This window comes from Nocardiopsis sp. KDC1DS13DA1 (genome assembly GCF_055632325.1).
Window position 1 is genome coordinate 192,298 of sequence record NZ_JBVMUY010000035.1, and the last position, 22,618, is coordinate 214,915.

A 22,618-nucleotide genomic window follows, 5' to 3' on the forward strand; every position below is an offset into this window, starting at 1 on the left:
CGTCTGCGCGACCGATCCCCCAGAAGGTCCCATGGGACTACTCCTCGGCTTACTCGGTCCCGTCCGCCTCCTCGACGACCCCTCCGCCCCCTCACCCGGAACACCCAAACTGCGCGCGCTCCTGACCGCGCTGGCGCTCCAACCGAACCAGGTGGTCCCCCTCGACCGCCTCGCCGCGGCCCTGTGGGAGGAGTCGCCGCCCCGCTCCGCGGTCGCGAACCTGCGCACCTACGTCAACCGGCTGCGCACACGCCTGCCCTCCGCGCACTGCTCGGCCGACCGGGTGCGGCTGGTCGCCAGCCCGCCCGGCTACATGCTGCGCGTGTGCCCCCGTGAACTCGACGTCCTCGCCTTCGCCGACCTCCACCGGCGCGGCCGTCACGCCCTGGCGGAGGGAGACCCGGAGACGGCCGTCTCCCTGCTGTCCGCGGCCCTGGACCTGTGGCGCGGTGCCGCGGCCGAGGACGTTCCGCGCGTTCCCCGGCTCGCCCCCCGGTTGGACGCGCTCGACGAACAGAGGTGGAGCGCCGCCGAGGACCTCGCGCGTGCCCGGCTCGACCTGGGGACCGACCCCGATCTCGTCACGGACCTACGTGCTCTGGTGGCGGACCACCCGTTCCGTGAGCGCCTGTGGTACAGCCTCATGCTCGCCCTCTACCGCTCGGGCGGGGTCTGCTCGGCCCTGGAGGCCTACCGCTCGGCCCGGCGGACCCTGGCCCAGCAGCTGGGGGTCGAACCCGGGCCGGACCTGGTCCGCCTGCACCGCGCCATCCTCAACCGCGACCCCGGACTCGGGGGGCCGAGGGAGGAGGCGGGTCTGCTCTGGCGCTGACCCCCGTGACCGGAGCCGTGCGTCGGCCGGTCACGCGTCTGCGGACGGTGCCCAGGACCCGGTCGCCGGGGACGGGACCCCACACACGCGAGTCGGTGCTGCTCCCGGTGTTGTCCCCCAGGACCACCAGGTGCCCGGGCGGCACCGTGCGGCCGCCCTCCGCGGGCACGCCGTCGGGGACCGGGTCGCCGGGCAGCGCCGCCACCCGTTTGACCACCCAGGGCGTCACCGGCCCCAGGAGCAGGCGCAGGTCCGGCAGGTCGTCGGTCGCGGGGCGGCCGAGGACGGCCACGTCCCCCACCCGCAGCCGCATGGCGGGGACCCGGCGGACGAGCACCCGGTCGCCGTGGTCGAGCGTGGGCGCCATGCTGTGGCCGACCACCTCCACGATCACCAGGGTGCGGTTGAGCCACAGCAGCACACCGGCGGGGACCGCCACGGCGACCCCTGCCACGAGGGCCCGGACCGTCACGGCCGCCCCACCTCCCGCACGGGTTCGGCGCCGGGCTGGTAGCCGCGGGCCTGGAGGCCGAACAGGCGGGCGTAGACCCCTGCCGCGGCCACGAGTTCGTCGTGGGTGCCGGCCTCCACCACACCGCCCTCCTCCAGGACCGCGATCCGCTCGGCCTCCCGGACGGTGCCGAGCCGGTGCGAGATGAGCAGGCTGGTCCGCCCCCGGCGGTGGGCGCGCAGCCCGGCGTGGATCTCGTGTTCGGCCTCGGCGTCCAGCCCGGAGCTGGGCTCGTCCAGGACCAGCAGGTCGCGGCTCCCGCGCAGGTAGGCGCGGGCCAGGGCCAGGCGCTGCCACTGTCCGCCCGAGAGCGGGACGCCGTTCTGGTCGCCGTCGTTCTCCTCGTCCGAACCGGGGAGGTCGAAGAACATGCGCGAGAGCAGGGTGTCGTAGCCGCGGGGCAGGCCGGCGACGACGGGGTGGGCGCCGGCGCGTTCGGCCGCGGAGCGGATCAGGTCCGCGCGCCGGTCGGCGGAGGTGCCGGGGTCGGTGAGGACGTCGACGTCGCCCAGCCCGATGTTCTCGGCGGCGGTCAGGTCGTACTCCATGTAGTCCTGGAAGACCGCGCCCACCCGGCGGCGCAGTTCCGCCGGGTCCATGTCCCGCAGGTCCACCCCGTCCCACAGGACCGCTCCGCGCTGGGGGTCGTACATGCGGCACAGCAGTTTGACGAGGGTGCTCTTGCCCGCGCCGTTGCGGCCCACCAGGCCGAGCGACCCGCCGTGCGGGATCACCAGGTTCACCCCGCGCAGGACCCAGGGGTGCTCGGGGGAGTAGCGGAACCACACGTCGCGGAACTCGACGCCGCGGCGCAGCGGGGGGACGGGGGCGGGGTCGGCCCGGACGGCGAGGTCGGGTCCGGCGTCCACGACCCGCAGGTAGTGGTCGAACATCAGCAGCTGGTTGTGGGCGAGGGCGACCTGGCGCACGAGCTGCACCAGAGCGCCCTGCACCCCGGCCACGGCGGAGACGAAGAGGGTGAGGTCACCGGGTGTGAGACGGCCGTCGACCGCGGCCAGGACCGCCCAGACCAGGCCGCCGCCGGCGATGGCGGCCGACACCAGGCCCAGCAGGGTCTGCGCGGACAGCTCCCGCAGGTCCATGCGGCGGCGCTGGGCGTTGGACTCCACGCGCTCCCGGCCCATCCGGTCCCGCAGGTACGGTCCGACGCCGAACAGGCGCAGTTCCTTGGCGGCGCGTACGTTCGACAGCAGTTCGCGGAAGAAGAACTCGCGGCGCTCCACGGGGCCGATCCGCCACATCATCCTGGCGCGTTCCCCGGACAGCCGCAGTTCCACGGCCAGGGTCGGCAGCCCGGCGGCCAGGACCACCAGTGCCATGAGCGGGTTGATCACCAGGAGCGAGGCCACGAACCCGGTGACGGTCACGATGCCGCTGCCCAGGGAGAAGACTCCGGAGACCACCTGGCTGGGGGTCTCTCCGCCGGACTGCTGGGCGAGCCGCAGCCGGTCCAGGAACGCCGGATCCTCGAACCGGGCCAGTCCGGTGAAGCGTTCCGCCGCCCGGAACAGGCGGTCCTGGGAGTGCAGACCGACCCGGCGGGTGATCTCGCCCTGCGCGTACTGGGAGGCGAAGGGGGCCAGGACGGTGACCAGGCCGGTTCCGGCCAGGGCCAGTCCCAGGACCAGGACCCGGCCGGTTCCGGCGCCGGAGAGCAGGTCGAGGATCAGTTTGGTCAGCCAGGCCACGACCACCGGTGCGGTGGCCTGGGCCAGGGCGAGCAGGCCCAGGGCGACCAGGAGATGGGGTCCGGTGCGCCACGCGAGCGCCAGGGCGGAGCCCGCTCCGCGCAGGGAGGCCCGGACGCCCCCGGAGAAGCGCCGCTCGTCGGTGGAGTCAGACACCGGCCAGGGCCTCCACGGCCTCGACGCTGTACCCGCTGGCCAGGATCCGTCCGTCGGTGTCGGCGCGGGCCATGGCGGGGAACCCGTTCACCCCCAGGGCACGGGCCACGGCGGAGTCGCTGTGGGACTCCCGGACCACACGGGCCACGGGGGCGAGCGCACGGACCTCCTCGGCGGCCTCGTCGGCGTCGCCCACCACGACGGCCAGCACCCGGTCCCTGCCGCCGGGGAAGGAGCCGGCCAGCTCGGTGAACAGGGGGAGCTGCACGGCGCAGGCGGAGCAGCCGGGGGAGAACACCCCCACCAGGGTCTCGCCTTGCTTCAGGGTGTCGCGGCTCACCGGGGCCCCGTCGACGGTCGCGGCGGAGAAGTCCCCGACCCGTTCGCCGGGCGGGAGCATGATCGGACCGGGCGGACCGGAGGCGGAGGAGCGCAGTTGCTCAACGAGTTCGGTGTGCTCCCTCAGACGCCGGATCACGCCGACGGTGAGCAGGATGTTCAGCAGGCACAGAGCTCCGATGAGGGCGGACAGCGTGATGGCGAACACGGTCATGGGGGGTGGTGCTCCTGGGGGTGAGGGGGGAGAGCGACAGCACGATGTCGTCGAGCAGGACGACGACCAGGCCGGCGAAGGCGCCCGCGGCGGCGGAGGCCGCCGCGGGTCCGGGGCCGGGGAGGGGGACGGCCGCGAGGGCCGGGGCGAGTCCGGCCGCGGCGGCGGTGAGGAGGGTGAGGTTGCGTACGAGGTGGATCGGTCGCAGCGGAGCCCGGGCGGCGCCGAAGCAGTGGCAGGCGACGCGTCGGCCGCCGCGCAGGGCACGGGCCACGGCGACGGTGAACGCCGTGAGCAGGAGCGCGGCCGCGGCCAGGCCCACCCGGGCCGTGGCGGGGACGAGCAGGAGGAGTACCGTCCCCGCCTCCGCCGCCACGAGGACGGCCGCGAGCCGGCGGGCGGCGGGCGGGGTGGCGGCCGCCCACCGGGGGGCCAGCCGGCGCACGGAGGACACGAAACCGTCGAAGGCCGCGCGTCCGCGTGTCTTGCCGATCGCGGACGCGCAGAACACGAGGGCCAGGAGGGCCTGGCACGCGACCTGGACGTGGGACATCGGCGGGTACCCCCGGTGGACGGGCCCCGGTCAGGGGCTGGTCAGGGCTCGTGAGCGGTTCAGCAGAGCCGGTAGCTCGTGCAGGAGACGGGGGTGGAGCCGGGCGGGTCGCAGCAGTAGCGGCAGGCCGGGCCCGAGTACTCGTACCAGCAGTAGGGGTTGGCGCGGGCCTTGGTCTGGGGGACGACGAGGCTGAGCAGCCGGTCGCCCAGCGATCCGATACGCGTGGACATGGGTTCCCTTCCGGGGCGCGGAACGGGTGGCCGCGCCCCCGACCGCTGTGCCGTCCAGCGGTCGTCGGCCACGCTAGGAAGCGGGCCTACACGCGTGATACACGCGTGATACAAGTGCTGGTCGTGGTGGGTGTGTCCGAGGGGAGGGCCCGGACGGCCTCAGCAGTTGTTCACCGACCACGGTCCGCACGAGTACGTGGAGTTGACGCAGCAGGTCCGGCAGACGACGCGCCCGTCGTGGTTCGTGCGCTCCTTGTAGCAGAAACCGGCGCTGGCCTCGGCCTTGGGGACGACGCGGGCGAGCAGGCGGTCGCCCAGTGATCCGAGCATGGGGTCCTCCGTAGGTGTTGGGGCGGCCGGGGAGGGCCGCGTGGGGTTGACGGGTCCGGTGTCCTCGGTGACCTTCGGGGAAGGGGCCGGGCGGCCCCTCGGGGTTCCGGGCCGTCCGCACCGGATCCGTGGCGGCCGCCGCCCACGCTAGGAAGTACGCCTACACGCGGGATACACGTGCGATACAGGGGCTGCTCACCGCACACGCGAGCGGCCCCGGCCGGTGGGCGCGCCCGTCGGCGTCGATCCCGCACCCCCTCCCCCAGGCCGGTGGCGTCCGGTGACACGCCCGGGCTCCCCGGACCGGGCACCGTCGGACGGGTGCGGGGCGCGGGTCCGTTCCGCTGGTAGGCGTAGTGGGATAAAGCATGATTCAGGTGGGTTCGTTCCTTTTGCTGTGGCGGACGCATGTCCTGTCCGCTACCGTCGGCACAGCCACGCGCTCCCGCTTCCGCGCCTGGTGACCCCCTCGCGGTTGCCGTTCCGCCGCGCCCCAGCGCCCGCACGAAGGAGTGACACGTGTCCTATCCGCCCCAGCAGCCCCCGTACGGCCCTCCGCCGCCGCCCCCCAAGCAGGGCATGTCCACCGGCGCGAAGTTCGCCATCTTCGGCTGCGGCGGGTGCCTCGTCCTGGTGATCATCGCCGTCATCGCGCTGTTCGCCCTCGGCCTCTTCGCGGCCTCCGAGGTGAACACCACGCCGCCCTCCTCCGTGGAGGCGAGCAGCTCCGAACAGGCCGCCGAGGAGCCCGCTGACGGCACCGCCGAGGAGCCCGCCACGGAGTCCGCGGTCACCATCACCGCCACCGACGCGGGCACGGTCGGGGACACGATCGACGACACCGTCTACACCGCCATCGACATCGAGGTCGTCAACGGCTCCGACGAGCCGATCGACGTCAACCCGATCAACTTCTCCGTGGTCCTGGCCGACGGAACGGCCGCCAGCGACTGGGCGGATGCGATCTTCGCGGACATCGACCCGCTCGAGGCGGTCACCCTCCAGCCCGGCGAGCGGACGAGCGGTCAGATCGCCGTCGTCGGCGAGGTGGACCCCGCCAGCGTCGAGATGGGGGACATCCTCGGCCTGAACGACCCGATCGTCGCCGACGTCCAGTAGCGGTCCCGCGCGCACCGGCCGCCCCACCCGCGGGTGGGGCGGGCCCCGGTCCGGTGGATCCGGGGCCCGCCCGGGTCGTCACGCCCCGGGAACCGCCGGGCGCGCCTCGGCGTAGGAGTCGAACTCCATCGTGAAGCCCGCCCTGCCGGAGGTCCGGCCGCGCAGGTCACCCACGTAGCCGAACGTCTCCGCCATCGGCACCAGCGCCGACACCACCTTCGCGCCGTACCGGTCCGACAGGGCCCGCACCCGTCCCCGACGGGCGTTGAGGTCGCCGATCACGTCGCCCATGTACTCCTCCGGGGTGGTGACCTCCACGGCCATCACCGGTTCGAGGAGGACCGGCTCCGCCAGTGCCGCCGCCTTCCGGAAGGCCGCCGCCCCGGCGATCCGGAACGCCAGGTCGGAGGAGTCCTCCGAGTGGAAGTCCCCGTCGAGCAGCGTCACCCGGACACCGGTCATCTCATGCTCCGAGAACACGCCGGCCAGCATCGCCTGGCGGCACCCCTCGTCCACGGCCGGGACGAACTCCCTGGGCACCCGTCCTCCCGTCACCGCGTTCACGAACTCGTACCCGGACTCCAACGGCTCCAGGGCGACGCGCACGCGCGCGTACTGCCCCCTGCCGCCGGACTGCTTCCGGTGGGTGTACTCGACCCCGGTCACGGACCGCCGCACCGTCTCGCGGTAGGCGACCCGGGGCCTGCCGATCCGGGCCGCCACCCGGTGCTCGCGCAGCATCCGGTCGACCTGGATCCGCAGGTGCAGCTCACCCATCCCGCCGATGACGGTCTGGCCGCTCTCGGCGTCGGTGCGCACCCGGAAGGAGGGGTCCTCCTCGGCCAGGCGCACGATGGCACCGGAGAGCCGGTCCCGGTCGGCACGGGACTCGGGCTCGACCGAGACCTCGATGACCGGATCCGGGAAGTCCATGGACTCCAGTACGACCGGGTGCTCCGGGTCGCACAGGGTCTGACCGGTGGCGGTCCGCCTCAGCCCCATGACGGCGACGATGTCCCCGGCACCGGCTGACGCGATCTCCTCGCGCTTGTCGGCGTGCACGCGGTAGATCTTGCCGACGCGCTCCCTCCCTCCCGTCACGGGATTGTGCACCCGGACGCCCGTGCCGAGCCGTCCCGAGTACACACGCACGAACGTGAGCCTGCCCAGGTGCGGGTCGCCGCTGATCTTGAAGGCCAGGGCGGCCAGCGGCGCGTCCTCCGACGGCTCCCGCGCGACCGCCGTGCCGGGATCGTCCGGCAGGTGACCGTGCGCGGCACCGGCGTCCACCGGGGAGGGCAGGTAGCGGACCACGGCGTCGAGCAGGGGCTGGACGCCGATGTTCCGGTACGCGCTGCCGCACAGCACCGGCGTGACCGTGGTGTCGCCGCCGACGGAGCCGAGGGTGGCGCGGCGGACCGCCGCGTGCAGCTGCTCCTGCGTGGGTTCCACACCTTGGACGTACAGCTCCATCACCTCCTCGTCGTGTTCCGCGACCGCCTCCACCAGACGGGCCCGCCACTGTCCGGCCTCGGCGGCCAACTCGTCCGGGATGTCCGCGACCTCGAACCGTTCGCCGTGCCCGTCGTCCTCGGTCGACCACACGAGCGCCCGCATCCGGACGAGGTCGACCACACCGCGCAGGTCCCGCTCCGCGCCGATCGGCAGGTGCAGCACCAGCGGCGCGGCGCCGAGCAGCGCGGAGATCGTGTCGACGCAGCGCGCGAAGTCGGCGCCGGCGCGGTCGAGCTTGTTGACGAAGCACACGCGCGGCACCCCGTAGCGGTCGGCCTGGCGCCACACCGTCTCCGACTGCGGCTCGACACCGGCCACGCCGTCGAACACCGCGACCGCCCCGTCGAGGACCCGCAGGCACCGCTCCACCTCGACGGTGAAGTCGATGTGGCCGGGGGTGTCGATGATGTTCACGCTGTGGTCGACGCCCTCCACCGTCCAGTGGCAGGTCGTGGCGGCGGAGGTGATGGTGATCCCGTGCTCCCGCTCCTCGGGCATGAAGTCCATGGCGGTGTCCCCGTCGTGGACCTCGCCGACCCGGTGGGAGACGCCGGTGAGGTAGAGGACGCGCTCGGTGGTGGTCGTCTTGCCCGCGTCGATGTGCGCCATGATCCCGATGTTGCGGACCGCGGCCAGTTCCTTGTGCTGGATGGCCATTCGCTGTTCCGTCCTTTCCGGTTTCGGGTGTGGCGGCGAGCGCGCGCAAGCATGGGGACCGTCCGTACGGTCCACCGCCTGGCGGGAGCGTAGGCGCCGGAGTGAGCGCGGTTCCACTGGTTTTGCGCCGCCCCGGGGCGGTCCGCGCGCGGGGCGGCGCCGACGCGCCGAAAACCCGTTGCCCCGTGTTTTGGCAGGTTGTTAGCGTCGGTGGACATGAAGGCCCTGACCGAGCGGGACATCCGCGCATCATTCATCAACTGCTCCAAGGGGGAGGCCACACGCCTGGCCCTGCCCCGGGACCTCGCGGAGCGTCCCTGGGACGACCTGGACTTCCTCGGCTGGCGCGACCACACGGCACACGAGCGCGCCTACCTGGTCGTCGAGGGAGGGGAGGGTCCGGTGGGGGTGGCACTGCGCATCGTCCCCGCGCGCGACGGGGTCCGCCCGACCCTGTGCTCGCTGTGCCTGACCACCCACCGGGGCGGGGGCGTGACCCTCATGTCGGCGCCCAAGGCCGGGAAGGCGGGCCGCAAGGGGAACACGGTCGGGCTGCGCATGTGCGCGGACTTCGCCTGTTCGCTCTACATCCGGGGGCGCAGGGAGCCCGGTCCCGGGGGAGGGCGGATCGTGGAGACGCTCACCGTCGAGGAGCAGGCCGCGCGGGCGAGGGAGAACCTCGGAGGGTTCCTGGACCGGCTGCGGGCCTGAGGCGGGCGCAACCCCGGGTGAACGTCGTGGAGGGTCGGCGGGCGTGACACCCGCCGACCCCCGGTGTGTCCGGAGGCCCGGTGCGGGGTGTCAGTCCCTCGGGAAGCGGGGCTCCACGATGGTGTTCGGTCCCGGGTAGATCAGCCGCTCCTCACCGTCCGGGAACCGCACGACGTACGGTGGCCCGTCGTTGGCGCCCCGCACGTCCACGACCCTCCCGCTGTGCTGCCCGTCGCTGCTGGCGACGCCGTGCGTGTGCACGTAGTCGCCGATCTTCGCCTTCATGCCGCCCCCGTTCGACGTCGGCCGCCCCGGCGCCGCCGCCGACCCCGGTCACCGGCCGTAACCAGGACCTACCCGGTTCGGTGAGCGGCCGAACCGTGCCGGTTCGGGTGCGTGGTCCCGGGGCGGCGGCGCCCGGTCCGGGCGCGGGACCGCGTCCTAGGCACAAGTGCGTAGTCGGCCGCGGACGAAGCGCCGATGTGCCGCCCCGGGGCCGATCCCTAGCGTGGTCGCACCACAGGCGACGACACAGGGGAGCGATGGTGCTCACGTTACGAGGACTGACCAAGCGCTACGGGGAGCGGACCGCCGTCGACGGCCTCGACCTCACCGTCGAACCGGGCCGGGTGACGGGCTTCCTGGGGCCGAACGGGGCGGGGAAGTCGACGACCATGCGGCTCCTGCTGGGGCTGGCGCGGCCCACGTCGGGCGAGGCTCTGGTCAACGGCCGCGCCTACGGGCGGCTCGCGGAGCCCGCCCGGGAGGTCGGGGCCCTGCTGGACCCCGAGGCAGCCCACCCCGGCCGCACGGCCCGCGCCCACCTCACGGCCAAGGCCCTGGCCTGCGGGGTTCCCAGGAAGCGGGTGGACACGGTCCTGGCCGAGGTCGGACTGACCCACGCCGATCGGCGTAGGGTCGGCGGCTACTCCCTGGGGATGCGGCAGCGGTTGGGGGTCGCCGACGCCCTGCTGTGCGACCCCGGCGTCCTGATCCTCGACGAGCCCGTCAACGGCCTCGACCTGGACGGCGTGCGCTGGATCCGCGACCTGACCCGGCGGCTGGCCGACGAGGGGCGCACGGTGTTCGTCTCCAGCCACCTGATGAGCGAGATGGAGCGGGTCGCCGACCACCTGGTCGTGCTCGGCCGGGGGCGGCTGATCACCGACGCCCCCATGGGCGAGGTCATCGCGGCCTGGTCGCGGACCCACGTGGTCGTGCGCACGCCCGACGGCGGGGCGCTGGCGGAGGAGCTGGAGCGGTCGGGGCCGGACACGCGGGTCGAGCGGGCCGAGGACGGCGCGCTGCGCGTGTTCGGGCTGTCGGCGGAGGAGGTGGGCGACCGGGCGTACGTGGCGGGCGCCCGGCTCCACGGCCTGTACCCGGCGGAGGCGTCGCTGGAGCAGGCCTACCTGGAGCTGACGGACACGGCGGTCGAGTACGGGTCGGGGACGGCGGAGCGGAGGGCGTCGTGAGTACGGTGGAGCGGACGCGGACGGAGAACGGGGCGGTCGGGCGGGGCACGGCGCGGGGGCGGCTCCTGCGCGCGGTCGCCGCGGAGTGGGTGCGGCAGGCGTCGTTGCGGTCCACGTGGTGGTGCGCCGCCGCGGCGGTGGCCGGTATGGGCGCGGCCGCGGCGCTGCTGGGCTACTCGGCCCTGGAGCGGATCACCGAGGGGGAGGCGGCCAACCCCCTCTCGTACGTCCAGCTGACCTCGCAGGGCCACTACTACCTGGTGCAGTTCGCCGTGCTCACCCTGGCCGCGCTGGCCGCCACCGGCGAGTTCGGCAACCGGAGCATCACCAGCACGCTGCTGTGGACGCCGCGGCGGGGGACGGTGCTGGCCGCCCGCACGCTGGTGACCGCCGCGCTGGCGTTCGTGGTCGGGGCGCTCGCGACCGTGTCGGGGGTGGTCGCCCTCGCCGCGTTCATCGGCGCCCACGTGAGCGTGGACGTGCCCGAGACACTGGCGACGGCGCTGAACGCCGGGGTGTGCATGGCGCTGTTCGCGGCGCTCTTCGTCGGGCTCGGGACGGCGCTGCGGAGCACGGCGGGCACGATCGCGGTGGGGTTCCTGCTGCTCATGGGGGTACCCCTGATCATGCAGCTCTCGGGTGCGCAGCTCCTGGACGACCTGGCCGCGCTGCTGCCGGGCCTGGCCGGGATCGAGTTCTACGCGGGCGGTGACGTCGGCTTCTACACGGCCCCGCACGACGGCTCCGTGAACGTCGCGGCGGTGGTCGGCTGGGCGGCGGCCGCGCAGATCGTCGGGTACACGGAGCTGCGGAACCGCGACGTGTGAGCCCGGGCCCCGGAGCCCGTCCGGGAACGGACGGGAACACCCGGGAACGGAGGTCCCGGCCGCCCGCCCCGCGGAGGGACGGGCGGCCGGGACCCGGCGCGTCCTGCGTCAGTCGACGAACTCCATCACCGGGTACTCCGGGGAGGGGCCGTCCAGCAGGGGCGCGTCCTCCCCGAGCAGGTGGGCGTCGAAGAACGCGCGGATGTACGCGCGCTGGGCGTCGACGGACTCCCGGGGGTCGACGGTGCTGACCCCGCGCGCGACGGTGCCCGACCAGGGTTCGTCGTCCGCCGGGTGGAGCCGGGTGAGCTCCGGGATGCCCCACTGGTGGTCGGTGTAGCTCATGTGCTCGCCGTCGGGCATGTACAGCTCCAGGAAGGGGCCGGTGGACGCCTCGCGGAAGAGCCGGAGGTCGGGACTGTGCTCGCTGGTGTGGGGGTACTCGCGGTCGCCGGAGACGCCCGCGCCGAGGTACGCGAACGGCCGGTCCACGCCGCGCGTGGTGGAGTCCGCCCACACCTCGTCCCCGACGTGGTAGCCGATGCTCCCGTCGAGGTCCATCCCGGCGTCGACGCGGTCGTCGACCAGCATCACCTCGGCGGTGGTCAGCCCGCCCGCGGAGTGGCCGAACATACCCAGCCGTTCGGTGTCGAGCGCGTCCGGCAGGCCGGGGGGGAGTTCCTCCGCGACGGCGTCCGCGCCCCCGTCCGCGAGGTCGTCCAGGGTGTCCAGGACCAGGCGCGTGTCGGCCACCCGCACCCCGATCGCCTGGCGGTAGGTCTCGGTCCCCAAGTCGGGCGCGCTGCCGCGCAGGACCCGTCCGTCGGGCAGGTCGACGGCGAGGGTCTCGTAGGGGTGGTCCGTGGACACGACGACGTATCCGTGTGAGGCCAGCTCCTCGGCGTTGGCGGTGTTGAGCAGCCGGGACATCCCGAACCCGGGCGAGAACAGCACGACGGGGAGCGGGCCCGCACCGGAGGCGACGTCCGCGTCGGCGAGCGCGTTGGCCCGGGCGGCGTCGTAGTCCACGGCGGAGCGCGGGATGCCGTACGACTCGAACCCGGCGGTGAGGGCCTGACCGAGCGAGGGGGTCAGGTAGGGCGCGCGCTCGCCGTCCGGTTCGGCGGGGTACCAGAAGCTGAGCATGAGGTCCCGGTCCGTGGCCCCCTCGACCCAGGGGTGCCCGCGCCCGGGGTCGACGAGGTGGACGTCGGCCCGGCCGACGGCATGCGGGCCGGCGGGCTCGGGCGGGGCGGGGACGACGGTGCCGGGGTCGGTCGCGGTGGCGTAGGCGGTCGGGACGGACAGGCAGAGGGCGAGCGCGAGGGCGGCCGCTCCGTAGGCGGTCGCCCGCCGCGGGCTGGTGTCGGTGGTCATGGCGGCATCGTCGCGGCGGGAGCGGGCCGGGCACATCGCCAGGACGGTGGCGGGCGGCTAGGCACAAAGGGGTAGGCGTCCGGCTCTGGACGGAGCCGCCGTCCGCCGGAGGCCGCGGACCGGGGGCGGCGGTTCGGACGGCGCGTCCGGCGGACGGTCCCGGTCAGCCGACCAGCCCCGCCTCGTAGGCCAGGATCGCCGCCTGGACCCGGTTGCGCACGTCGAGCCGGGCCAGGATCGACCCCACGTGCACCTTCACGGTGCCCGAGGCGATGTCCAGCCGCCGGGCTATCTCGTCGTTGGCGGCCCCCTCACCGACCAGCGCCAGCACTTCGCGCTCACGCCGCGTCAGCACCGCGACCCGGTCGCGGGCCGCGGCAGACCGCGACATCCGGGGGCCGGTGGCGTCGAGTTCGTCGATGACCCGGCGCGCGACCTCCGGCGACAGGTAGGCACCGCCCCCGGCGACCGCGCGCAGGCCCTCCACCAGCTGTCGGGGGTCGCCCGTCTTGAGCACGAACCCGCTCGCGCCGCCGGAGAGCGCGCGGGCGATGTAGGCGTCCTCGGAGAACGTCGTGAGGATGACGACCGCCGTCTCCGGGTACCGCGCGGTGATCGCCTCGGTCGCGGCCAGGCCGTCGGTGCCGGGCATCTGGACGTCGAGCAGCGCGATGTCCGGGCGCGTCGCCCCGACCAGCGCGACCGCCGCGTCGCCGTCCTCGGCCTCGCCGACCACCTCGACACCGGGCACGGCGGTGAGGATCGCGCGCATGCCCGCCCGCATCATCGCCTCGTCGTCGGCGACGACCACGCGCAGCGCACCGCCGTCGGCGCCGTCGGTTCCCTGTGTCCCGGACACGCGGACAGCCTACTGCTCGCGGTCGATCTCGGCCTTGTCGACGAGGACCCCGTCGGCGAAGCACAGGCGGTAGACCGGGGGCAGACCGTTCTCCCAGCGCGCGAGGTAGAAGCGGCAGTCCGCCCCGGCCGGTTCCGGCGGCGGGTCGTCGACCGAGTCCGCCGGGTAGGCGAACCTCGGCAGCTCCTCCTCCACCGCCGACCGGAGGTCGCCGACGGAGAGGCGCCCGTACCGTTCGGGCGGCAGGACCGAGTTGCCGCCGACCCACCCCAGTATCAGGAAGCCCGCGCACGCCACGGAGAGACCCAGGGCCGCGGGGACGGCCACGGCGGTGACCAGCAGGCGGCGGGAGTGGTCGCGGGCCTCGGCCTGGAGGCGGCGGGTCCGGGTCCCGTCGGCGAGGGCCGTCTCCGCGCCGTCCGGGGAGTCCGGGCCGTCCGAGGTGTCCGAGGCTTCCGCGCCGGTGTCGGGCACGGCCGCGCGGACCTCGAATCCGCCGCCCCGGGGCCCCGCCCCGAACCGGCCTCCCGCCCCCTCGACGAACGCGCGCAGCCCCGCCAGGCCCGAACCGGCGGCGTCACGCCCGGGTACGACCGACGCCCGGTCGGAGCCCGTGTCCTCCACACGGACCCGGACGCCGTCCCGGTCCCGCAGGACGTGCACGGTCACCTCCGCGCCGGGCGCGTACTTGGCGGCGTTGGTCAGGGCCTCCTGGACCACCCGGTGCACGGCGCGGCCAGCGCGGGTCGCCGGGTCGGGGTCGGGTCCCTCGCGCAGCAGGCGGACCGACAGCCCCGCGTCCGCGGCCCGCTCGACCAGTGCCGGGACCGGCTCGGGCGGGGGCGTCCCGTCCGGGCCCTCCGGCCCGCCCCGCAGGACGCCGATGATCTCGCGCAGCCGCATGTTGGCCTCGTGCGCGGACGCGCGCAGCTCGGCGGCGGCGCTCCGCCGCCCGGATTCCTCGGAGCCGTCGTCGGCGGTCATCTCCAGTGCGGCGGCGCGGACGGCGATCAGGGCGAGGTCGTGGCCGAGGGAGTCGTGCATCCGCGCCGCGATGCGGGCGCGCTCGCGCAGCCGGGCCCGGTCGGCGTCGGCGGCGCGGGCCCGCTCCATCCGTTCGGCCACGTCCCAGCCGCCCCGGGTCAGGCGTCCGTACCACCGCCGGTACCGCCCGAACAGCCACGGGGCCGCCACCGACAGCGTGACGGCCAGGGCGCCGCCCATCCAGTCGACCAGGCCGGTCAGGACCGCCCGGGTGTCGTGGTCGAACGCCACCGCCGAGGCCACCTGGACGGCGAGCGTCGCCAGGACGGCGGCCCCGTTCATGGTCGCGACCGGGCCGACCCGTCCCGAGCGGTGGCCGGTGAGGAACGCGAACACCGCCACGGAGAGCAGGGGGGTGAGCACCCCGGAGGCGAGGCCGATCCCGGAGGCGGTCATCTCGACCGTCGCCGCGGCCAGTACGACGCCCAGGGCGGTGTGCGGCCAGCGGCGTGACGTGTACGCGGCCGCGGCCAGGGCGAGGACGAGCGCGCCCGCCTCGGCGGCGTACGACCCGCCGCGCAGGCCGCCCAGTTCGACGACGGTGACCGTGCCGAGCACCACCCACAGGGCGGTGTCGGCGACCGGACGGATCCACCAGCGCCGTGTGTCGAGCATGGCCTCAGGGTAGCCACGCGCGTCGGCTCCGGCCGAGATCCGGGTGTCGCAGGAGAGCGGTAGGAAGGGATGCCGACGCGGAGAAGAACCATGGGGGAGAGCACGTGCCGAACCGATTCCACAGCCCGGGACGGTCCGAGGACCTGCCCGACCCGACGGTGCTCTGGGGGCTGGGGACGCTGACGGCGGCCCTGGCCGCCGGGAGTGACGACTTCTTCCCCGAGTACCGGCGGTTGACCGACGACTCCCTCTACATGGAGGACGGCGGTGGCAACTGGTGGCGGTTGGCGCGGGTCGAGGGCGGTCGGTTCCTCCTGCTCGGGTGGGACCGCACCGGAAGTACGGACAGCGGCCACCGACGGCCGGTCGACCTGTTCGCCGAGGCTCCGGAATGGCTTCCGTGGCCGTGGGTGGAGCAGGTCGAGGGAGAACGGGCCGTCGGTTTCGCCTACTGGTGGGACGGGTCGTGGGGACGGGCCCCGTACCCGGACGGTCTGGACGAGGACGGTCTGGGCATCATGATGCGGAGGTACTCGTCCCTGGACGCGGCGGTCGAGGACCTCGCGGACGTCGTCGACCAGATCGGTTTCTCCTACGAGACGGACGAGGACACGTGGCCCGGGGCCGACGAACTCTCCGCGATGGTCAGGGTGGTAGCCGTGCCCGTCATGGCCGGGCGGGTCGGTTCCGGCGATCTGGCGCCCCTGGCCGTCCTGCTCAAGGAGAGCGAAGCGGGTTTCGACGTGGACGCGGCGATGGCGGTGTTCGCGCGAGCCGGGCTGACGGAGGAGGAACGCCCCCTCCCGGAGGTGCCCGCCGGGAGCGGGCGTCCCGCAGACCGTCCGGGCCCCTGGGCGATCAGCCTGAACGAGTGGCAACACCTGGTGGCGCCGGTGGCGCGCGCCGCCCGGGAGTTGGATCGGCCCGCTCCACCGGAGACCGATCAGCTGAAACGCCTGTGCGGCGCCCTGAGCGATCTGGCGAAGAACCACGGCGGCCCGGTCACCTACTCCGCGACGTGCCTGGAGATGGCGGCCAGCCCACTGTTGGTGGACGACGCGGGTACCCGGTTGGAGGAGTTGAGGGGGATCGAGGGGATCCCCTTCGACCTGCGCCGTACCGAAGGACATCCCGAGCGGGGCATGTGGTTCTTCCTCCGCGTGCGCGCCACCGCCGACACCGTGGAGGTGGAGCGGGCCTACGACCACTGGCCGGAGTGGGGCGGGCGGTTCGCGGTCGGCGGGGGTGTCCCGATCGGGGACGTCCGGGCCGAGATGGCCCGCCGCGCCCCCGAGTGGCGGCCGGACTGGGTGTGGCTGCTCGACGACGCCATCCCCCTCGACCCGCCCGCCGACCCGTTCGTCCGGCCCGCCCGCGGATGAGAGCCCGGTCGGCTCAGCGCGCCAGGAGGGCCCGCAGCGCCCCGACGACCTCGGCCGGTGCCTCCTCCGCCATGAAGTGGCCGCACGAGACCGTGGCGTGGTGCAGGTCGGCGGCCCAGGCGCGCCACCGGGCGGCGGCGTCGAACCCCAGCGCCGCGCCCCAGTCCTGCTGGAGCACCGTCACCGGCATGGCCAACCGGTTCCCCGCCGCGCGGTCGTGCTCGTCGTGCCCGACGTCGACGCCGGCCGAGGCGCGGTAGTCGGCGACGATCGAGGGCACCGCCGCACGGCACGCCCGCAGGTAGGCGTCGCGGACCTCGTCGGGGATCGCCTCGGGGGAGTTCGACCAGACGTCCAGGAAGTGACCGAAGAACGCGTCCGGGGCCGCACCGATCATCTCCTCCGGCAGGCCGGGCGGCTGCGCCATCAGGTAGAGGTGGAACCCCACGGCGGCCGACACACCCTGCATGACGTCCCACATGTCCAGGGTCGGCAGGACGTCCAGCGACGCCAGGTGGGTGACCGTCTCCGGATGGTCGAGCCCGGCGCGGACCGCCACGAGGGCGCCCCGGTCGTGGCCCGCCAGGGCGAACCGGTCGTGGCCCAGGGCGCGGGCGAGCGAGACGACGTCCGCCGCCATCGTGCGCTTGGCGTAGGCGTTCCCGTCGGTGTCCTGCGGCTTGTCGCTGTCTCCGTACCCGCGCAGGTCGGGGCAGATCACGGTGTGGTCGGCGGCCAGGTCGGCGGCGACGTGCCGCCACATCAGGTGGGTCTGGGGGAACCCGTGCAGCAGGACGACCGGGCTGCCCGACCCGCCGACGGCGGCGTTCAGGGCGACCCCGTCCGCCACGGGTACGCGCTGGTAGTCGAATCCGCTGATCGTCGGTTCCATCATGGCTCCTCGTGGTGTCGGCGCCGCTTGGTCCGGCGGCGTGCCACGATCCTGCGCCGGGCGGATCAGCACCCGGTCAGCGGCGGATCAGCGCCGCCGGGGCGCGGGCCGCCGGGCCAGGCGGGGATAGGTTGGGGACCGTGGTCCCTACGGTGCGCCTGCGGCGTACGGTGCGGACCGGAACACGGGGCTGTACGGGGGTGGTCGTGTCGTCGGTGACGTTCGGAGTGCTCGGGCCGATCGAGGCGGCCGACGAGCGCGGGCCGATCAGGCTCAGGGGGGCGCGGCACCGGGCGGTCCTGGCGCGGCTCCTGGTGGCCCGGGGACGGGTGGTGCCCGTGGAGCGGTTCGTCGACGACCTGTGGGACGACCCCCCGCGCGGCGCGGTCGGCGCGATCCGCACGTTCGTCGGGGAACTGCGCCGGGCGCTGGAACCGGACCGGCCGCCCCGGGCGCCCGCGCGACTCCTGGTCACGGTCGGCCCGGGGTACGCGCTGCGCACCCCGCCGGAGTCGGTCGACGCCCGGCGCCTGGAGAGTGCTCTGGAGGCCGCGGGACGTCTGCTGGAGCACGGGGACGGGGCGGCCGCCCTGGCCGAGGCCGACGGGGCCCTGCGCCTGTGGCGCGGTCCCGCCTACGCGGAGTTCGCCGACGCCGACTGGGCGCGCGCCGACGCCGCCCGACTCGGTGAACTGCGGACACTGGCGGTGGACCTGAGGGCGCGGTCGCTGCTGGCGCTCGGACGGGCGGCCGAGGCCGTACCCGACCTGGAGGCGCAGACCACCGGCCACCCCTGGCGCGAGGAGTCCTGGCGGCTGTTGGCGCTCGCCCTGTACCGGTCCGACCGGCAGGGGGACGCCCTGGCCGCCCTGCGCCGGGCGCGGGCTGGGTTGGCCGGGGAGCTGGGTGTGGACCCCGGCCCCGGGCTGCGGAGCCTGGAGACCGACATCCTCACCCGGGCGGCGGTCCTGGAGGGGCCGCGGCACGCGACCTCCGAACGGCTCCCGGCCGGTCCGCCCGCGGTGCGCGGCCCGGCCGGTTCGGTCGGCCCGGGGGGACGGCCGTTCGTCGGCAGGGACGGGGAGATGGCGCGGCTGGTGGAGGTCGCCGACGGGGTTGTGTCGCGTCGGGCGCTCGGTGTCGCCCTGGTCTGCGGTGACGCGGGCGAGGGCAAGACCACGCTGGCCGAGGCGCTCACCGCGCGGCTGGAGGGGCGGGGGTGGACGGCGGCCTGGGGGCGCGGCCCCGAGCAGGAGGGCGCGCCCGGCCTCTGGCCGTGGACCCAGGTGCTCACCTCGCTCGACCGGGCCGGGCACCCGACGCCGCCGGAGGTCTCCCGGACCGTCGGGGACCCGGACCGGCTGACGCCCGGGGAGGCGGCTGCCGCCCGGTTCCGCGCCCACCGCGCCGTCGCCGACCACCTGGCCCGGGTCGCCGATACCGCGCCGCTGCTGCTCGTCCTCGACGACCTCCAGTGGTCGGGCGAGGAGACGCTCTCCCTCCTGGCGTTCCTGGCGGGTGCGGGGGTCGCGGCGCCCGTCGCGGTCGTGGGCACCTACCGGGCCACCGAGATCGGCCCGTCCCTGACCGAGGCGCTGGGGCGGCTGGCCAGGGCCGAACCGGCCCGCGTCCACCTGGGCGGGCTCGACGCGACGGCGGTCGGGGAGATCCTCCGCGCCACCCTGGACGGGCCGGTGGACGCCGCCACCGTGCGCGCCGTCCACCGGCGTACCGGAGGCAACCCGTTCTACACCGGGGAACTCGCCCGCCTGCTCCGCGACGAGGGGCCCGCCGCGCTGGAGGCGGTCCCCGCCGGGGTGCGGGACGTGGTCCGCCGCCGTGCCACCCGGCTCCCGGAGGCCGACCGGGGCGTTCTCCGCCAGGCGGCGGTGGTCGGCCGGGAGGTCGACACCGACGTCCTGTCCGCCCTCGCCGGGGAGGAGGAGGCGCTGCGAGCGGTGGAGTCCGCCGAGCGTGAGGGCCTGATGGTGGCCGCCGGACCGGAGCGGGCGCGGTTCGCGCACGACCTGGTGCGGGACGCGCTCCGCGAGGAGGTCGCCGGCGTCCGCCGGGCCCGCCTGCACGCGCGGATCGCCGAGGCGGTCGAACGGCTGCGCCCCCACGACGTCGACGCCCTCGCCCACCACTACGTGCGCGCCGGGAGCAGCGCCGAGCCGGGGAAGGCCGCACGGTACGCGCGTGAGGCCGCCCGGCGGGCCGAACGGGACTTCGCCCCGCACCAGGCGGCCCGTCTGTGGCGGGAGGCGCTGGCCGCCCGCGACCGGGGGACCGGTGCGGGCGCCGCGGAGGGCGGGGGCGACACGGACGGTACGGACACCGAGCCCGGTAGCGTCGCGCGGGAACGGCTCGACCTGGTCATGGGGCTGGTCCGCGCGCTCGCCTTCACCGGTGATCTGGAGGGCGCCCGCCGCCACCGGGGCGAGGCGGCCGCAATGGCGGAGGAACTCGGCGACCCCCTCCAGACCGCCGCCGTCCTCGGGGCGTTCGACGTCCCCGCGATCTGGACCGCCAACGACGACGAGGCCCTGTCCCGGCACGTGGTGGCGGCGGCCGAGCGCGCGCTCGCCGCTCTCCCGGAGCGGTACCGGGCGCAGCGCTGCCGCCTGCTCGCCACCGTCGCGATGGAACTGCGGGGCGTCCCGGGCGGGCGGGGCCGTTCGGCGGCACGCGGGGCCGAGACGCTCGCCCGTGAACTGGACGATCCGGAACTGCTGGCGTTCGCGCTCAACGCGCGGTTCATGCACTCCTTCGAGCGGGCGGGGCTGGCCGGTGCGCGGGCCGACCTGGGAACGGAACTGGTCGACCTCGCCCGACGGCACTCCCTGGTCGGTTTCGAGGTGCTGGGCCGCCTCATCCTGCTCCAGGCGCACGCGGCGCTCGCCGACCTGGACACCGCCGACGAGCACGCCGCCGCCGCGGACCGGCTGGCCCGGGAGTACGGGATCCCGCTCGTGGGCGTGTTCACCGAGTGGTACGCCGCCCTGCGTCTCGCCCTGGCCGGGCGCGTCGGCGAGGCGGAGGCGGCGTACCGGTCCGCGTCCGCGGGGCTGCGGCGGAGCGGTATGCGCGGGATGGAACGCGGACTGCTGCCGTTCGCCCTTCTCTGCCTGCGGATCCAGACCGGTGAGGGTGCCGGGGCCGCGTTCGCCGCCGGGGAGGCGGTCACCGCCGACACCGGGCCGTTCGCGCCCTGGGTCCGGGCACTCGACCTGGCGCGGAGGGGCGAGTTCACCGCGGCGACCGAGACGCTTCCGGAGGATGCGCCGCCGGACCTGCTCCTGGAGGTCCGCACGGCCCTCGCCGCGCTGGTCGCCCTCCGGACGGGCGACCGCTCGGCGATGGAACGGGCCTACGCACGGCTACTCCCGGCCGCCGGGGAGCTCGCGGGGGCGCAGACCGGGCTGCTCACGCTCGGCCCCGTGGCGGGGTACCTGGGCGCGTTGGCCGAGGCGCTGGACATGCCGGACGAGGCGGAGCGGCACCGGCGGCGGGCGCTGGCGGTCGCCGAGCGCGCGGGCTCCCCGCACTGGGCGGCCGCCGCGCGCCGGGCGCTCGGGCTCAGCCCTTCCTGAACACCGGGGCCAGGGCGGTCTCGAACCGGGCCAGCCACTCCTCGGCCCCGCCCTCGACCCACGGGCAGTCGCGGACGAAGTGCTCCCACCCCTGCCCGACGGCCCGGAGGGCACCGGACCCGCGCAGGTACCGCTCGTCCACCTCCTCGGCGTCCATACCCATCTCCTCCCGCGCCAGCGGCCCCAGGACCCTCAACATCAGGTCGCGGGACAGGGACGAGTTCTCGGCCAGGAGCACGGCGTCGTACAGGTCCTTGCCCTGCGGGTGCATGTCCGTGAACAGCCACAGGACCTTCCACGCCAGCGACAGCTCCGGGCCGGCCGCCAGGACCTCCGCCGGTCCGACCCGTGCCCGGACGGGCGGCTCCGGAAGCGGTTCGCCGAACACGACGTCGATCTGCACCGTGCCCCCGGGCAGGTCCTCCCGCGACCACGGGACGACGATCCGGCGCCCCTCGGCGCGCTCGTAGGTCCAGATGCTCTCCGACCGCGCCCCGTCGGGATGGAAGCGGAGGCCTGGGAGGTTGCCGATGGCGCCGTCGAACGCGCCCACCAGGTCGTCGAGCATCCGGGAGGCGTCCTCGCCGATCGGTTCCATGTCCGCCGGGACGACCACGAAGTCCAGGTCGCGGGCGCGCCGGGCGGCGTCGCCGACCCACACGGGCATGAGCATGCTGCCGCGCAGGACCAGGTGGTCGCCCCAGCGGGTGGCGGCGATCGTCCTCAGGGCCTGCTCCATGGCGTGCTGCTGGGTGTCCCACCACCGGGCCGTGAGATCCAGGTCGTCGAAGACGGGTTCGCCGGGCCGGTAGGCGTTCTGGAACTCCTTGAGGGCGGGGTCGAACACCCTCTCCTGGCTGGCGTGCGGTCCCGCGGTGTTCGGCAGGTAGGTGTCGGGGTAGCGCCTCTGCGACGACGACCACGGCCGACGCGAGGGGGGTTCGGTCCCGGCGGCCACCGGTGCGGCGTCCATCCACCCGGCGTCCAGGTCGAGCGCGCTGTCGTACACGACGAACTCGCGTTCGAGGTCGACGATCCTGCTCTCGGGTTCCGGTTCCCCGTACCGCCACACCCGGTCCAGGCCCTGCTCCCTCAGTTCCTCCCTGAGCCGTTCCAGGAGGGTCACGGCCGTCGGAAGGCCCACCCGCGAGCAGCGCTGGGTGACGAACCGCTCCTGGCAGCCGTCCGCGCGCACCCGGCGGGCGTTGCGGGAGAGCCGTGCGCGGTGCGGTTCGACGAGCCGGGAGAGCGCGTCGAGGTCTGCGTCCGGGGCGAGCAGCAGTTTGACGTGGTGCTCGAAGTAGCAGTGCGGCGGGAGGGCCAGCGCCTCCTCACGGGTGCGGGGGACGTCGACGTTGAACGGGGAGGCCTCGATCTTGGTGCGGGTCACCCCGAACCCGGCCCCTGCCAGGCGCCCGGTCCACTCCTCGGCGATCCTCAGCTCCTGGCTGAGCGTCCCGTGACCGTGGTAGGTGACCATGGGCTGGGAGGCGCGGGCACCCCGGTCGAGCTGGATGTGGGTGAACTTCAGCCCGTTCGCGCCCGCCCACGCGGCCGCCTCGTCGACGCGCTCCGGGGTGGGCGCGTCCAGGGTCAGATGGGTCTCGAAGTCGCCGGGGAACTCCACGGGGCCCTTTCCTCTGGTTTCTGGCCGGAGCCGGTTCGTCTCCGTGGG

20 protein-coding genes are annotated in these 22,618 nt (G+C 74.8%); 7 read left to right on the forward strand and 13 right to left on the reverse strand.

Annotation, left to right across the window (positions count from 1 at the left end; genetic code table 11):
* Positions 1-31 precede the first annotated feature (31 nt).
* On the forward strand, positions 32-832 hold the full coding sequence (locus ACTVAJ_RS23670; RefSeq protein WP_470390434.1) for an AfsR/SARP family transcriptional regulator: 801 nt from the start codon (positions 32-34) through the stop codon (positions 830-832).
* Here the strand turns inward: ACTVAJ_RS23670 and ACTVAJ_RS23675 are convergent.
* From ACTVAJ_RS23675 to ACTVAJ_RS23700, 6 genes are all read right to left on the reverse strand, one after another.
* Positions 774-1,304, reverse strand: coding sequence for a S26 family signal peptidase (locus tag ACTVAJ_RS23675; RefSeq protein ID WP_470390435.1), 531 nt, complete (start codon positions 1,302-1,304; stop codon positions 774-776). The two genes, ACTVAJ_RS23670 and ACTVAJ_RS23675, sit on opposite strands and share 59 nt — an antisense overlap.
* On the reverse strand, positions 1,301-3,208 hold the full coding sequence (locus ACTVAJ_RS23680) for an ABC transporter ATP-binding protein (RefSeq protein ID WP_470390436.1): 1,908 nt from the start codon (positions 3,206-3,208) through the stop codon (positions 1,301-1,303). The genes ACTVAJ_RS23675 and ACTVAJ_RS23680 overlap by 4 nt, the downstream gene beginning before the upstream one ends.
* Positions 3,201-3,761 carry a TlpA family protein disulfide reductase gene (locus ACTVAJ_RS23685; RefSeq protein ID WP_470390437.1) on the reverse strand — a complete coding sequence of 187 codons (561 nt, stop codon included), beginning with the start codon at positions 3,759-3,761 and terminating at the stop codon, positions 3,201-3,203. The genes ACTVAJ_RS23680 and ACTVAJ_RS23685 overlap by 8 nt, the downstream gene beginning before the upstream one ends.
* Positions 3,649-4,314, reverse strand: coding sequence for a MauE/DoxX family redox-associated membrane protein (locus ACTVAJ_RS23690; protein WP_470390438.1), 666 nt, complete (start codon positions 4,312-4,314; stop codon positions 3,649-3,651). Before ACTVAJ_RS23690 ends, ACTVAJ_RS23685 begins: the two co-directional genes overlap by 113 nt.
* A 59-nt stretch (positions 4,315-4,373) precedes the next feature.
* Complete coding sequence (locus ACTVAJ_RS23695; RefSeq protein ID WP_470390439.1) at positions 4,374-4,547, reverse strand: hypothetical protein; 174 nt, start codon at positions 4,545-4,547, stop codon at positions 4,374-4,376.
* A gap of 159 nt (positions 4,548-4,706) precedes the next feature.
* Entirely contained in the window at positions 4,707-4,877 is a 171-nt protein-coding gene (locus ACTVAJ_RS23700; protein ID WP_470390440.1) for a hypothetical protein, read from the reverse strand.
* A gap of 519 nt (positions 4,878-5,396) precedes the next feature.
* Between ACTVAJ_RS23700 and ACTVAJ_RS23705 the strand changes: the two genes are divergently transcribed.
* Positions 5,397-5,996 (forward strand): DUF4352 domain-containing protein, encoded by a 600-nt coding sequence (locus ACTVAJ_RS23705; RefSeq protein WP_470390441.1) that lies wholly within the window; start codon positions 5,397-5,399, stop codon positions 5,994-5,996.
* A 78-nt stretch (positions 5,997-6,074) separates the two neighbouring features.
* Here the strand turns inward: ACTVAJ_RS23705 and fusA are convergent, their stop codons facing one another.
* Positions 6,075-8,168 carry an elongation factor G gene (gene fusA, locus ACTVAJ_RS23710; RefSeq protein ID WP_470390442.1) on the reverse strand — a complete coding sequence of 698 codons (2,094 nt, stop codon included), beginning with the start codon at positions 8,166-8,168 and terminating at the stop codon, positions 6,075-6,077.
* A gap of 216 nt (positions 8,169-8,384) precedes the next feature.
* On the opposite strand from fusA, the gene ACTVAJ_RS23715 reads away from it, so the two are divergent.
* Positions 8,385-8,879: an FBP domain-containing protein gene (locus ACTVAJ_RS23715; protein WP_470390443.1), complete on the forward strand. Its 495-nt coding sequence runs from the start codon at positions 8,385-8,387 to the stop codon at positions 8,877-8,879.
* Between the two features lie 90 nt (positions 8,880-8,969).
* Here the strand turns inward: ACTVAJ_RS23715 and ACTVAJ_RS23720 are convergent, their stop codons facing one another.
* Positions 8,970-9,164 carry a DUF1918 domain-containing protein gene (locus ACTVAJ_RS23720; protein ID WP_470390444.1) on the reverse strand — a complete coding sequence of 65 codons (195 nt, stop codon included), beginning with the start codon at positions 9,162-9,164 and terminating at the stop codon, positions 8,970-8,972.
* A 260-nt stretch (positions 9,165-9,424) separates the two neighbouring features.
* Between ACTVAJ_RS23720 and ACTVAJ_RS23725 the strand changes: the two genes are divergently transcribed.
* Entirely contained in the window at positions 9,425-10,354 is a 930-nt protein-coding gene (locus ACTVAJ_RS23725) for an ABC transporter ATP-binding protein (RefSeq protein WP_470390536.1), read from the forward strand.
* Positions 10,351-11,181 (forward strand): ABC transporter permease, encoded by an 831-nt coding sequence (locus ACTVAJ_RS23730; protein ID WP_470390445.1) that lies wholly within the window; start codon positions 10,351-10,353, stop codon positions 11,179-11,181. Before ACTVAJ_RS23725 ends, ACTVAJ_RS23730 begins: the two co-directional genes overlap by 4 nt.
* 108 nt (positions 11,182-11,289) lie before the next feature.
* On the opposite strand, the gene ACTVAJ_RS23735 is transcribed toward ACTVAJ_RS23730, so the two are convergent.
* From ACTVAJ_RS23735 to ACTVAJ_RS23745, 3 genes are all read right to left on the reverse strand, one after another.
* Positions 11,290-12,558 (reverse strand): alpha/beta hydrolase family protein, encoded by a 1,269-nt coding sequence (locus ACTVAJ_RS23735; RefSeq protein ID WP_470390446.1) that lies wholly within the window; start codon positions 12,556-12,558, stop codon positions 11,290-11,292.
* A 163-nt stretch (positions 12,559-12,721) separates the two neighbouring features.
* Positions 12,722-13,417: a response regulator gene (locus ACTVAJ_RS23740; RefSeq protein WP_470390447.1), complete on the reverse strand. Its 696-nt coding sequence runs from the start codon at positions 13,415-13,417 to the stop codon at positions 12,722-12,724.
* 9 nt (positions 13,418-13,426) lie between these two features.
* Complete coding sequence (locus ACTVAJ_RS23745) at positions 13,427-15,076, reverse strand: sensor histidine kinase (RefSeq protein ID WP_470390448.1); 1,650 nt, start codon at positions 15,074-15,076, stop codon at positions 13,427-13,429.
* Positions 15,077-15,180: 104 nt separating this feature from the next.
* On the opposite strand from ACTVAJ_RS23745, the gene ACTVAJ_RS23750 reads away from it, so the two are divergent.
* Entirely contained in the window at positions 15,181-16,458 is a 1,278-nt protein-coding gene (locus ACTVAJ_RS23750; RefSeq protein WP_470390449.1) for a hypothetical protein, read from the forward strand.
* A 13-nt stretch (positions 16,459-16,471) separates the two neighbouring features.
* Here the strand turns inward: ACTVAJ_RS23750 and ACTVAJ_RS23755 are convergent, their stop codons facing one another.
* Entirely contained in the window at positions 16,472-17,350 is an 879-nt protein-coding gene (locus ACTVAJ_RS23755; protein ID WP_470390537.1) for an alpha/beta fold hydrolase, read from the reverse strand.
* 206 nt (positions 17,351-17,556) lie between these two features.
* On the opposite strand from ACTVAJ_RS23755, the gene ACTVAJ_RS23760 reads away from it, so the two are divergent.
* Positions 17,557-20,943, forward strand: a complete 3,387-nt coding sequence (locus ACTVAJ_RS23760) for an ATP-binding protein (RefSeq protein ID WP_470390450.1) — start codon at positions 17,557-17,559, stop codon at positions 20,941-20,943.
* On the opposite strand, the gene ACTVAJ_RS23765 is transcribed toward ACTVAJ_RS23760, so the two are convergent.
* Positions 20,930-22,570 carry a nucleotidyl transferase AbiEii/AbiGii toxin family protein gene (locus ACTVAJ_RS23765; protein WP_470390451.1) on the reverse strand — a complete coding sequence of 547 codons (1,641 nt, stop codon included), beginning with the start codon at positions 22,568-22,570 and terminating at the stop codon, positions 20,930-20,932. The genes ACTVAJ_RS23760 and ACTVAJ_RS23765 overlap by 14 nt on opposite strands.
* Positions 22,571-22,618: the final 48 nt, after the last annotated feature.